Origin of the sequence: Limnohabitans sp. Bal53 (genome assembly GCF_003063355.1) — a bacterium.
GTDB lineage: Bacteria > Pseudomonadota > Gammaproteobacteria > Burkholderiales > Burkholderiaceae_C > Limnohabitans_A.
This window is the reverse complement of sequence record NZ_NESH01000001.1, coordinates 802,283-814,988: the sequence shown is the minus strand read 5'-3', so window position 1 is coordinate 814,988 and position 12,706 is coordinate 802,283. Positions and strand designations below refer to the sequence as shown.

Here is a 12,706-nt window from a genome sequence, read left to right as displayed (position 1 = left end):
TTTCTTGGCTCTGTGCAAAAACCCCTCTTGAGGGGTTTTTTTACGCCTGTCTGAAAACCCATCTTCTTCATGCTGACCGAGGTTACAAAACCAAAACAATCCAACACGCCAGACAGATTTTGTAACAAAGTTTCATGATTTCGCGTAGCATGGTTACATGCAGGGCTGCCCATTTCAGGAAGCTGCCGCCCATAAACCCAATGAAAGTGAGACCCCCATGACCCTCAAAATCGGCATCAACGGATTTGGCCGCATCGGCCGCATGGTGCTGCGTGCTGCAGTCCAGAACTTCAAGGATGTCCAGATTGTCGGCATCAACGACTTGCTCGAGCCCGAGTACCTGGCCTACATGCTGGAGTACGACAGCGTGCATGGCCGTTTTCAGGGCACCTTGTCGGTCGAGGGCAGCACCTTGATCGTGAACGGCCAACGCATCCGCCTCACGCAAGAGCGCGACCCGGCCAACCTCAAGTGGAACGAGGTGGGCGCGGACGTGGTGATCGAAGCCACCGGCTTGTTTCTGGACAAGGACAGTGCAGGCAAACACCTGGCAGCCGGTACCAAAAAAGTCGTGATGTCTGCGCCGTCGAAAGACGACACACCCATGTTTGTGTACGGCGTGAACCACGCGTCCTATGCCGGACAAGCGATCATCAGCAACGCCAGCTGCACCACCAACGCGCTGGCCCCCATCACCAAAGTGCTGAACGACAAATGGGGCATCAAGCGTGGCCTGATGACCACCGTGCACGCCACCACCGCCACCCAAAAAACCGTGGACGGCCCGAGCAACAAGGACTGGCGCGGCGGACGTGGCATTCTGGAAAACATCATCCCCAGCAGCACCGGCGCGGCCAAAGCCGTGGGCGTGGTGATTCCTGAAATCAAAGGCCGATTGACGGGTGTGGCGGTGCGTGTGCCCACCAGCGATGTGTCCTTGGTTGATTTGACGGCCGAGCTCAACCACCCGGCCACCTATGCCGAAATCTGCGCCGAGATGAAGGCGCAAAGCCAAGGGGCACTCAAGGGCGTGTTGGGTTACACCGAAGCCAAGGTGGTGTCGACCGATTTCCGTGGCGAGGTGTGCACGAGTGTGTTCGATGCCGAAGCGGGCATGGCGCTGGACAGCACCTTCATCAAGGTAATGGCCTGGTACGACAACGAGTGGGGCTACTCAAACAAGTGCCTCGAGATGGCACGGGTGGTGGGCCAGGCATAAGCCCACCCGTTCGTGTGCAAGGGCGTGGGTCAAGTCACTGCGCCATGACCGACAATCGACAGAAAACGCCCATGCTTTTCATGGGCGTTTTCATTGGCTGATGGATAACCATGCACACCCTGGAACAATTGCGCAGCGGCGCTCTGGCGGGCACGCGCCGCCTCGATCTGTCTTGTGGCCTGACCGAACTGCCGCAAGAGATTTTTGAGTTGGCCGACACGCTGGAGGTGCTCAACCTCAGTGGCAACCGCTTGCGAGAATTGCCGCACCAGCTGACACGCCTGCACAAGCTGCAGGTCTTGTTTGCCTCAGACAACGACTTTGAGGTGCTGCCCGAAGTGCTGGGCGACTGCCCGGCTTTGCAAATGGTCGGCTTCAAAGCCAACCGAATTGCAGAAGTGCCCGCCGCCGCGCTGCCGCACGTTTTGCGCTGGCTCACGCTCACCAACAACGCGATCCACCGCTTGCCCTCTGAACTGGGCCAACGCCCGGCTTTGCAAAAGCTGATGCTGGCAGGCAACCGGCTGCAGGCCTTGCCAGAAAGCCTGCAGCGCGCGCACCGTCTGGAATTGCTGCGCGTTTCGGCCAACCGCTTGACCACGGTGCCCGCTTGGCTCACGGAACTGCCGCGCCTGTCCTGGCTGGCGCTGGCGGGTAATGCCATGGGCTGGGTTGGTCCGGCTGTTTCCGAGCTGCCGGGTATGGCTTGGCACGATTTGACGTACGGCCCATTGCTGGGTGAAGGCGCTTCGGGCCACATTTACCAAGTGCACGCCAAAGATTGGCCGCAGCCTTTGGCACTCAAATTATTCAAAGGCGAGGTGACCAGCGACGGCCTGCCCGAAGACGAACTGGCCGCTTGCTTGGCAGCCGGGCAGCACCCGGTGCTCACCACGCCTGTGGCGCGACTCACAGGTCACCCCGCGCAAGCTCAGGGTTTGCTCATGCCGCTGATTCCTGCGGCGCACATCAATCTGGCAGGGCCGCCCAGCTTAGAGAGCTGCACCCGGGACGTGTACCCGCCGGACTTTCAGCTCTCAGTCACTTTGGCCTTGGGCATCGCCAGTGATGTGGCCGGTGCCGTGGCACACCTGCACCAGCGGGGCGTGATGCACGGCGACCTGTACGCACACAACATCTTGATCGACCCTGTGCATGGCCTGACCCGCTTGGGTGACTTTGGCGCGGCCACGCGGCTGCCGACTGCCCAGCCCGAACTTCGCCAAAGCCTGCTGGCGCTGGAGGTGCGGGCCTTGGGCTGTTTGCTGCAAGAGTTGGGCGCTGCGGTGCCGGCACATGCACAACACCCAGCAGTCCAGGCCATGCAAGCACTGGCCCTTGACTGCTTGTCAGAGCAGCCGCGTCAGCGGCCCATAGCAGCCGAAGTGGCCCAAGCCCTTCAAACCCTCAAGCCTTGACGATCGTGACCTGGTTGAGCTGGGCCTGCGCCTTGACCAGCGAAGGCACCATTTCGCTGCCATAGCCCAAAGCCACGGCGGTGTTCAGGGCTTGGTGCACGCTGGTGCCAATGATGGAGGGCACCTTCATGCTCTCGGTCAGGTGCGAGTAGTAGCGCAAATCCTTGGCCGCGTTGTTCAACTCGAATTTCATCGCGCCATAGTCGCCCTGCAGGGTTTTGCTCATCAGCTGGAACAGCCCTGAGTTGACCCCGCCGGCCGAGATGACCTGCACCACTTTGTCCAGGTCCACGCCCGCCTTGGCCCCCACCGCAAAGGCCTCTGCTGTGGCGGTGCAAATGGCTTGTGCCACAAAGTTGTTGAGCAGCTTGACGACGTGGCCCGAGCCCATCTCGCCCACATGGAACACGTTTTCGCTGTAAGCGCGAATCACAGGCTCGATGCGCGCGAACACCTCGGGTGACGCCCCCACCATGGAGTTGAGCTTGCCCGCCTCGGCCTCGATGGGCGTGCGTGTGAGCGGCGCGTCCACATAAATCACGCCCTGCGCGGCACACAGCGCGGCCAGGCGTCGGGTGGATTCGGGCTCGCTGGTGGAGGTGTCGATGACGATCAGGCCCGCGCGTGCCTTGGACAGCAAACCGCCTGGTCCAGCCACCACCGCCTCGACCTGGGGCGAGCCGGTCACGCAAATGATCACCGCATCGCAGGCCGCCAGGTCGGCGTAGGCGCTGACTTGTCGCGCTCCAGCAGCGAGCAGGTCCTGCACGGGCGCGGTGCGCTGGTGCACCGAAATCGACAAGTCAAAACCCTTGGCCCGGAGGTTCTTGGCCATGCCATGGCCCATCAAACCCGAAGCGCCGATAAATCCGATGTGTTGCATGTGAGTCTCTGCGGTGTGGTGAAAGAAAAGCCTATTTTGGAAGAAATGGCCAGACCATGGTGTCGCCTGAGCAGCCTTGAGACCTGCAAACCCTGGCTAACATGGTGCATGCACCTGACCGTTTCATCTCCCGTTCAATCCCTCGCAGACGTTCACCGCATCGAGGCCACATCGATGGACGAGGCCATGCCTTGGGCCAGCACCTATGACCTGATCCGCGCCAGCGCCCAGGTTCATGCCGAGCGACCTGCGCTGACTTTTTTGCACACGGGCCAGCCCGGTGGCGCGTCCACCACCTGGACCTACCGCAGCTTGTTGCAAGGCATTCACCAGACGGCCAATTTGTTGCACAGCCTGCAACTGGGCCCACAAGACGTGGCAGCCGTTCTGTTGCCCGGCGGACTGGCCTACCACTTGGCCCTGTGGGGTGGCGAGGCGGCGGGCATTGTGCAGCCGCTCAACCCGCTGCTGAGCGAGGACAAGCTGGTGTCTTTGTTGCAGGCCAGCGGTGCACAAGTGCTGATCGCCCACGGGGTGGACGACGACAGCCAACTGCGCACCAAAGCCCTGCGCCTTCAAGCCCAATGCCCCGCTTTGCACACCGTGCTGCTGGTTCATCCCGATGGTGGCCCGCTGCCTGCAGCCGATGTGCTGCCGGCGGGCGTGCAAGACTTTCACGCTGCACGTGCTGTGCAAGTCGGTGATCGGCTCATCAGCGGCCGTGTGTTTCACCCGCATGACATCGCGGCTTACTTTCACACCGGCGGCACCACCGGTGCGCCCAAGCTGGCCCGCCACAGCCATGGTGCGCAGGTCTTCACCGCCTGGGCCAACGCGCAGATGCAGGGCTTTCAAAGCACCGACGTCACGATCAACGGTTACCCGCTGTTCCATGTGGCGGGCGTGCTGCCTGGGGCGCTGTGTTCACTGGCCATCGGCATGCATGTGATCATTCCCACGTCCAGCCTGTTTCGCAACCGCGAGGTGGTGCAGAACTACTGGCGCTTGGCCGAGCACCACGGCTGCACGCTCATGTCGGGTGTGCCGACGGTGCTGGCGGCCTTGGCAGGTGTATCCCTGAACGGGGCCAACATCTCGCGCATGCGCTCGGTACGCACGGGCGCAGCACCGCTGCCGCCCGAATTGGCGCAACGCTTTGAACAAACCTTGGGCCTGCAGATCAACGAAAGCCTGGGCATGACCGAAACCGCTGGCCTGAGCACCGTGGCCCCGCCGGGCCTGAGTGCACCTGCAGGCTGCGTGGGTTGGCCACTGCCGCATGCGCGTGTGCGCATCGTGGCGCTGAACAGCGATGACCAGGCCACAACGCAAACCCTGCCCGCAGGCGAAAAAGGCATGGTGCTGTACCAAGGGCCTAATTTGTTTTCCGGCTATCTGGATGCCGCAGAGACAGCGCGCAGTTTCACGCCCGACGGCTGGCTCATCACGGGTGATGTGGGCTTCATCGACACGCAAGGCCGTCTGCACCTGTCGGGCCGGGCCAAGGACCTGATCATCCGCAGCGGCCACAACATTGACCCCAAAGTGATTGAAGACGCGCTGGGTGCGCACCCAGCGGTGGACTTGTGCGCTGCCGTGGGTGCGCCCGATGCCTATGCGGGTGAGTTGCCAGTGGCTTTTGCCACCCTCAAACCGGGCCGTCATGTGACCGAAGCCGAGTTGCTCGCTTTCACGGCCGAGCGGGTCGACGAAGCGCCTGCCCAACCCAAGTCCATCACGGTGCTGGACCGCATGCCGGTGACCAACGTCGGCAAAATTTACAAACCCGAATTGCGCACCTTGGCCACAGCGGCCGTGGTGCAACGACTGATCCACAACACCTTAGCGCCCTTGCAGCTCGAACCCGTGCAATGGCCGCAGGTGCAAGCGGCTGGCGATGCACCGGTGGCGGTGGACGCCCGCGCCACGCCTGCCGATGCTTGGACGGCCCTCAAGCCCCTGCTGGACGCTTTGCCTGTGAAGCTGGTGCTGCACGCGCCTTGAGGGTTTGAGCGGCCTGCGCATGGCCCACAAAAAACGCCACGAATGGCGTGGCGTTTTTTGTGTTCGTGGTTGCAGTCTCAGCTCAAGTGCTTGCCGATGATGCCGGCCAGCTCGAACATGGTGGCGCTGTCCTTGCCAAACACCGCTTGCAGTTTGCCGTCGGCCTTGATGGAGCGTTTGTCTGCCTGGTCTTGCAGGTTATTGGCCTTGATGTAGTCCCAGATTTTTTTCACGACCTCGGTGCGGGCATACGTGCCATCGCCAATCACAGCCATCAAGGCCGGGCTGGGTTTGAGGGTGCCCACGGCAGCTTTGCGCGGGGCTTTTTCTGCTGCAGGTTTGGCCGCTTTTTTGGCGGCAGGCGCTTTGGCTGTTTTGGCCGTGGTCTTTTTGGCGGCCGCTTTGCCAAACGGCGTCTTGGTGGCCGCTGTCTTGCGCGGCGGGTATTTCTTGCCGCCTTCACGGGGTTCGAACTCGAACGTCACCTTGCCCTCTTCAGGGTTCCAGGCCAGCATGGCCTTGAAGCTGCGGCGGGTGCGGTTGCTGACGAACTTGTCGAGTACATCGGTTTTGCCGCTGGTCAACAGTTTGACGACCTGCTCACGCTCCACCGGTTGCTGCAAGATGAGTTTGCCGGTCTTGAAGTCGCAACTCGGTGTGGGTTGTTCGTTCGTCGGTACGGCTTTGCTACAGACGTAGTTGCTGCCATGCTCGTGCACCGGGCTGCCGCACTTGGGGCAAGCGCCCAAGGCCTCGTCGCTGAACTCGACGATCTCGCCACTTTCTTCGTTCTTTTTTTCGTCACCGAAGTCGAACTCGAGCTTCCAGTTCTTTTCTTCTTCGTTGTACTTGAGCGCCATCTCGGCCACGAAGGGCCAACCGGCCTTGGAGCGGAAGCCTTCCAGCGGGCCAATTTTTTTGTCACGCATGAACTGCTCGACCTCGGCTTGTTCAAAGGTGCGGCCCGCAGGAGACTTGCCAAACGAGAAGCCACAGCCGTCGCTGGCGCCGTCAGCGCCCGCGCAGGTGTAGCGGCGGTAGTTTTCTTTCACGACGCCGCCGCAATTGGGGCAGGGGGTGCTGAGCGTGGCGTAGTCGCCCGGCACGGTGTCGCGGTCGTACTCTTTGGCTTTTTTGACGATGTGCTCTGTCATGGCCGCGATCTCGGCCATGAAGGTGGCGCGGCTCAGTTTGCCTTGTTCCATTTGCGCGAGCTTGTATTCCCATTCGCCCGTGAGTTCGGGGCGAGAGAGTTCTTCCACCTGCAAGCCGCGCAGCAGCGTCATGAGCTGGAAAGCCTTGGCCGTGGGGATGATCTCGCGGCCTTCGCGCAGCATGTATTTTTCGTTCAGCAGACCTTCGATGATGGCCGCGCGGGTGGCAGGTGTGCCCAGACCTTTTTCCTGCATCGCTTCGCGCAGCTCGTCGTCGTCCACCAATTTGCCTGCGCCTTCCATGGCGCCCAGCAATGTGGCTTCTGAATAGCGGGCGGGCGGGCGGGTTTTCAGGCCCTTGGCCTCGACCGACTCCACGCCAACCATCTCGCCTGGCTGCACCGGCACCAGGTTCTGGCCCTTGTCGCCGTCTTTGGCGTCTTCCACCTCATTGGCTGCTTCTTTGCCATAAATCGCCAACCAACCGGGTTTGACCAAGACTTTGCCTACGGTCTTGAAACTGTGGCCTGCGGCCACGCTGATGCGGGTGGTCACTTGGTATTCGGCGCTGGGGAAGAACACCGCCATGAAGCGGCGCACCACCAAGTCGTACAGCTTTTGCTCGGCCTCGGACAAGCCGCTGGGCGCTTGCAGCGTGGGGATGATGGCGAAGTGGTCCGACACTTTTTTGTTGTCGAACACGCGCGGGATCTTGCGCACGTAGTTGTTGTTCAAGGCCGTGAGCGCGTGCGGGGCCAGGTGGCGCATGCCGCTGTCGGCCAGCATTTCAAAGGTCTGCTTGGCCACAGGCACATAGTCTTCGGGCAGGTGGCGCGAATCGGTACGCGGGTAGGTCAGGGCCTTGTGTCGCTCGTACAGGCTTTGGGCCAGGGCCAGCGTGGTTTTGGCCGAAAAGCCGAACTTGCCGTTGGCTTCGCGCTGCAGGCTGGTCAAGTCAAACAGGCCGGGGCTCGCTTGCGTGGTGGGCGTGGCTTCTTCGGTCACGCTGGCCGTTTTTCCACGCACCGCGTCGACGATGGCTTGGGCTTCGGCAGCGGTCCATTTGCGGTCGGCTTTCTTTTCGGCGTCTTCTTCTTTTTTCCAGGCGGGGTCGAACCATTTGCCGGGGTAGGTGCCGGCAGCAGCGCCGAACTCGGCGTGGATTTCCCAGTAATCGCGGCTGATGAACTTGCGAATCTGCTCTTCGCGCTCCACCACCACGGCCAGCGTGGGGGTTTGCACCCGACCCACGGTGGTCAAGAAGAAGCCCCCATCGCGTGAGTTGAAGGCGGTCATGGCGCGCGTGCCGTTGATGCCCACCAGCCAATCGGCCTCGGATCGGCTGCGGGCCGCGTCGGCCAGGCCCTGCATCTGGGTGTTGGTGCGCAGGTTGTCAAAGCCATCGCGAATGGCTTGCGGCGTCATGGACTGCAGCCACAAGCGCTGCACGGGTTTGTCCAGCGACTTGGTGCCACCGGCGTACTGCTCGATCAGGCGGAAGATCAATTCCCCCTCGCGGCCCGCGTCACAGGCGTTGATGAGGGCGTTCACGTCCTTGCGCTTGGCTTGCCTGACCACGGCCGTCAAGCGGCTCTTGGTTTTGTCCACGGGCTTCAAGTCAAAGTGCGGCGGGATCACGGGCAGGTTGGCAAAGCTCCACTTGCCGCGTTTCACGTCGTATTGCTCGGGGGCCTGGATCTCCACCAGGTGGCCCACCGCGCTGGTCACCACGTATTTGTCGTTTTCAAAATGGTCGTCGTGTTTTTCGAACTTTCCCGAGGTCGGGGTCAAGGCTTTGACGATGTCTTGAGCCACTGAAGGCTTCTCTGCAATTACCAAGGTTTTCATGTCATTACAATCCGTTGTCTCGCGTGTGCGCACGCGCCCGGGCACACGCTCACGCGCACGCCCACATGAATTCACCATAACAAATTTTTAACGCCGTGGCCAAAACACCAGTTTCATCCCCCAGCCGCGCCAAACCCAGCGCATCCGGTAAACGCATTCAGGTGCGCCGCTCTGGCGTGCACGGCAAGGGTGTGTTTGCGCTGCAGGACATCGCCGAAGGCGAGACCCTGATCGAATACGTGGGTGAGGTCATCAGCTGGGACGAGGCGCAAGACCGCCACCCGCACGACCCGGAAGATCCGAACCACACGTTTTACTTTCATGTGAACGAAGACCGGGTGATCGACGCCTTGTACGGCGGTAACTCTTCGCGCTGGATCAACCACAGCTGCGACCCCAACTGCGAAGCCGATGAAGACAATGACCGCATCTTCATCAAAGCCATTCGCAACATTGCCGCTGGTGAAGAACTCAATTACGACTACGGCCTGATCATCGACGAGCCCTACACCAAGAAGCTCAAGGCCGAATACCCTTGCTGGTGCGGCAGTGACAATTGCCGGGGCACCTTGCTGGCCCCCAAGCGCCGCCCGGCCACGCCCAAAATTCCTGGCCAGAAAAAATAAGACCCACCGGGGAGGCGCTGCGATTTTCTGTAGGAGCGGTCTCTGACCGCGATCGATTGTGAAGTGACGTTGATCGCGGTCAGAGACCGCTCCCACAAAGAACCAAGTCCACCGAGACCCAAGTCCACCGAGACGGACGCCCACCCCTGTGACGCTTGCAAGGATGTATTCACCCATGACCCGTTGGCCCGCTGAAACGATCTGGGAGCAGGTCTACCCCTTGTTGCCCGACTTCACCGTCGAGGTGCTGCCCGAGATCGATTCGAGCAACAGTGAGCTCATGCGTCGCGCCCGCGCAGGCCAGCATGAGCCGACCTTGTTGGTGGCTGAGCGTCAAACCGCAGGACGCGGCCGCATGGGGCGCGTCTGGCAAAGCCAGCCCGGCGACTCGCTCACTTTCTCGCTCAGTCTCCCGTTGGCGCCGCAAGACTGGTCGGGTCTGTCGCTGGCCGTGGGCCTGAGCTTGGCCGAGAGCCTGCATCCCGATGTGGGCCTGAAGTGGCCCAACGATTTGTGGTTTCAGGACCGCAAGCTCGGCGGCATCTTGGTCGAGGCGGCCAGCATGGGCGGACGCAGCCAGGTGGTGGTGGGCGTGGGCCTGAACATCCGCCCCCGAGCCGCAGACGGGCTGAACACGCCGCCAGCGGCCCTGACCGAGTTGCTGCCTGAGCTCACGGCACCCGCTGCTTTGGCGCGTGTGGCATGGCCCCTCATCCAAACCTTGAAGGCTTTTGAAGCCCAGGGTTTTGCGCCGTTGCAAAGCCGTTTTGCAGCGCGTGACGTGCTGCAAAGCCGTGCTGTACACACCAGCGATGGCCAACAAGGCGTGTCGCTGGGGGTGGGCCCCGGGGGTGCGTTACGATTGCAGACCGAGCTTGGCGTTCAGGACATCCACAGCGCCGAGATCAGCGTACGCCCCAAGACCTGACGGAACCCTGCAAGATGTTGAAATACTGGTTGGCACTTTTGCTGGTGCTCAATGCCGCTGTGTTGGCCTGGCAATGGGATGCTTTTGCTCGCTGGGGCCATGGCCCCAACCAAGAGCGCGAACCCGAACGCTTGCAGCAGCAGGTGCGCCCCGAAGCCCTGAAATTCGTGGTCATCCCGCCGACTGCCAGCACGGCCGAGTCACCCGCCGTGGAGGCCAGCGACCCAGCCAGTGCAGTACCCCAAGATGCGAGTGCCCCGAGTGCCCCGACTGCCACCATCCCGGTCCCGGCCTTGCCCGCACCCGCCCCAGCAGCCCCGCCCGCTGCACCGCGATGATTGCTTTGCCACGGAGATGATTCCCATGAGTTTGAAACTTTACTTTGCCCCCGGAGCTTGCTCCTTTGTGCCCCATGTGCTGCTGGAGATGAGTGGTGCCGAGTTCGAGCCCAGCATGGTCAAGCTGCACAAGGGTGAACAAAACAGCGCCGAATACCAGGCCATCAACCCGCGCGCTCAGGTGCCTGTGTTGGTCAATGCGGGGCAGCCGATCACGCAAATTGTGGCCATCGTGCTGCACCTTGATCAAATCTTCCCGCAGATGGGTTTCTTGCCCACCGATCCCATGGCCCGCGCCCAAGCCTTGTCCACCTTGGCCTGGATGAACAACACGGTGCACCCGACCTTCACGCACATCTTCATGCCGCAAAAGTTCTCGGACCAGCCTGAAGTTCAAGCGGCGCTCAAGCCTTACAACACACAGCTGTTTCGCAGCATGTTGGGCGAGTTGCAAGGCTTGGTCCAAGCTGCTGAAGCCCAAGGCCAGCCTTGGCTCAGTGGTGAGCGCTTTGGCCCGCTTGACGCCTACAGCCTCACGCTCACCCGATGGGGCACCATCGCAGGCATTGCGCCTGAGGCGCATCCCGTCTTGTGGGACTTTGTGCAGAAGGTGGCTGCTGAGCCCGCCGTGGCCCGCGTGATGGCCCGCGAGCGCTTGCAGCTGAACATGAGCGCGCCGGCCTGATCGAAGGTCTATCGCCCCCAGGGTGGGCGCTTACAAGTGGTGGGCTGTCCAAGGGCGGTGTTTTGCCGCCTTGGCTTGAGGCTTTTGAGCGAAAGCTGGGTGCGATGTGACTCAGCTCACCCCAAAGCGCAAAGTGAAGCAGGCCCCGGGTGGCGTCTGGCCTGGATGGGCGGCGTCGATGCTGACGGTGGCCCCGTGCTGCTGGGCAATTTCCTTGACGATGGGCAAGCCCAGCCCGGAGCCGTCCACGTTGGTGCCCAGGGCGCGGTAAAAGGGCTGAAACACCAGCTCACGCTCGGGCAGGGGAATGCCGGGGCCGTTGTCTTCCACCTGGATCACCAAGGCTCGGCTGTACGGGTCTACCAACACCCGCAAGGTGATCACGCCTTGCCTTTCGGGTGGGCTGGGCGTGTAGTGGATGGCGTTTTCCACCAAGTTGCGCAGCATCTCCTTGAGCAGTGTGGAATTGCCCTGCACCTGGGCCCCAGGTGTGCCTGCTGTCACCCCCTCAAAACCCAAGTCCAGCCCTTTGTCCATGGCGCGGGGCAGGCAGTCTTGCAACACCTCGCTGGCCAAACTCACCATGTCGCACGATTGCAAGGGCAAGTTGGCCCCACCACCCTCGGCGCGTGCCAGTGACAGCAGCTGGTTGACGGTGTGTGTGGCTTGCACACTGGCGCGGCCAATTTGCTGCAGAGATTTTTTTAGATCTTCTTCGCTGGAGCCTGAACGCTGCGCGAGGTCAGCCTGCATGCGCAAGCCCGCCAAAGGCGTTTTGAGCTGGTGCGCGGCATCCGCCAAAAAGCGTTTTTGCGTGACGATGGAGTCCTTCAGGCGTTCGAGCAAGTCGTTCACCGAGACCACCAAAGGGGCCACTTCCATGGGGACCGCTTTGTCGTCCAAAGGGCTCAGGTCATCGGGCTTGCGCTCTCGGATGCGCTCTTCCAGTTGCGACAAAGGTTTGATGCCACGCACCAAGGCGAGCCAAACCAGCAACACCGCCAGCGGCAGCAAGGCGAACTGGGGCAGCATCACGCCCTTGATGATTTCAGCGGCCAGCACCGAGCGCTTTTCGCGGGTTTCGGCCACCTGCACCAAAGCCGGGCGCTTGCCGTCGGAATCGAGCCGTATCCAGGTGAAGGCCACCCGCACTTCCAGGCCACGCATTTCATCGTCGCGGATGTGCACCTCGTAGCTGCTGCCCTTGGGCTCATTCGGTTTGGGTAAGGGCAGTTCGCGGTCGCCACTCAGGTGCTCGCCCAAGTTACCGGTGACTTGGTAATAGACCAGATCGGTTTCGTCGGCGCGCAGCAGTTCACTGGCCGGTTGCGGCAGGCTGAACTCCACACGTTTATCGGCCCCCAGCCTGACCTGTTGGGCCAGCGCCTGCACGTTGTAGACAAGTGCCCGATCAAAAGGCTTGTTGGCCAAGCCCTGTGCAACCAACCAAGTCAGCGCCAGACTGATGGGCCACAGCAAGAGCAGTGGCGTGAGCATCCAGTCCAGAATTTCGCCAAACAGCGAGCGTTGTTCGCGCTTGAAAATCCGCATGGTTCAGCCCTTGGATTGCATGGCTTAAGGGGACTGCCGCATGCCAGGCGCG

9 protein-coding genes and 1 pseudogene are annotated in these 12,706 nt (G+C 61.6%); 7 read left to right on the top strand and 3 right to left on the bottom strand.

Annotation, left to right across the window (positions count from 1 at the left end; translation table 11 throughout):
- Positions 1–217 precede the first annotated feature (217 nt).
- Together gap and B9Z50_RS03910 are read left to right on the top strand one after the other, a co-directional pair.
- Positions 218–1,219 (top strand): type I glyceraldehyde-3-phosphate dehydrogenase, encoded by a 1,002-nt coding sequence (gene gap, locus B9Z50_RS03915; RefSeq protein ID WP_108362571.1) that lies wholly within the window; start codon positions 218–220, stop codon positions 1,217–1,219.
- 110 nt (positions 1,220–1,329) lie between these two features.
- Complete coding sequence (locus B9Z50_RS03910) at positions 1,330–2,637, top strand: leucine-rich repeat-containing protein kinase family protein (RefSeq protein WP_108362300.1); 1,308 nt, start codon at positions 1,330–1,332, stop codon at positions 2,635–2,637.
- Here B9Z50_RS03910 and B9Z50_RS03905 read toward each other — a convergent pair.
- Positions 2,627–3,520, bottom strand: coding sequence for an NAD(P)-dependent oxidoreductase (locus B9Z50_RS03905; protein ID WP_108362299.1), 894 nt, complete (start codon positions 3,518–3,520; stop codon positions 2,627–2,629). The two genes, B9Z50_RS03910 and B9Z50_RS03905, sit on opposite strands and share 11 nt — an antisense overlap.
- 108 nt (positions 3,521–3,628) lie before the next feature.
- On the opposite strand from B9Z50_RS03905, the gene B9Z50_RS03900 reads away from it, so the two are divergent.
- Entirely contained in the window at positions 3,629–5,524 is a 1,896-nt protein-coding gene (locus tag B9Z50_RS03900) for an AMP-binding protein (protein ID WP_108362298.1), read from the top strand.
- A 77-nt stretch (positions 5,525–5,601) separates the two neighbouring features.
- Here B9Z50_RS03900 and B9Z50_RS03895 read toward each other — a convergent pair whose 3' ends face one another.
- On the bottom strand, positions 5,602–8,526 hold the full coding sequence (locus tag B9Z50_RS03895; RefSeq protein ID WP_108362297.1) for a DNA topoisomerase III: 2,925 nt from the start codon (positions 8,524–8,526) through the stop codon (positions 5,602–5,604).
- Positions 8,527–8,621: 95 nt separating this feature from the next.
- On the opposite strand from B9Z50_RS03895, the pseudogene B9Z50_RS03890 reads away from it, so the two are divergent.
- From B9Z50_RS03890 to B9Z50_RS03875, 4 genes and pseudogenes are all read left to right on the top strand, one after another.
- Positions 8,622–9,143, top strand: a pseudogene (locus tag B9Z50_RS03890) (SET domain-containing protein); the annotation flags it as partial.
- 184 nt (positions 9,144–9,327) lie between these two features.
- Positions 9,328–10,080 (top strand): biotin--[acetyl-CoA-carboxylase] ligase, encoded by a 753-nt coding sequence (locus tag B9Z50_RS03885; protein ID WP_233249739.1) that lies wholly within the window; start codon positions 9,328–9,330, stop codon positions 10,078–10,080.
- A 14-nt stretch (positions 10,081–10,094) separates the two neighbouring features.
- On the top strand, positions 10,095–10,418 hold the full coding sequence (locus B9Z50_RS03880; RefSeq protein WP_108362294.1) for a hypothetical protein: 324 nt from the start codon (positions 10,095–10,097) through the stop codon (positions 10,416–10,418).
- Positions 10,419–10,443: 25 nt separating this feature from the next.
- Complete coding sequence (locus B9Z50_RS03875) at positions 10,444–11,103, top strand: glutathione S-transferase family protein (protein ID WP_108362570.1); 660 nt, start codon at positions 10,444–10,446, stop codon at positions 11,101–11,103.
- 111 nt (positions 11,104–11,214) lie between these two features.
- Here B9Z50_RS03875 and B9Z50_RS03870 read toward each other — a convergent pair whose 3' ends face one another.
- A complete protein-coding gene (locus B9Z50_RS03870) occupies positions 11,215–12,654 on the bottom strand; it encodes a sensor histidine kinase (RefSeq protein WP_108362293.1) in 1,440 nt (479 codons plus the stop codon).
- Positions 12,655–12,706: the final 52 nt, after the last annotated feature.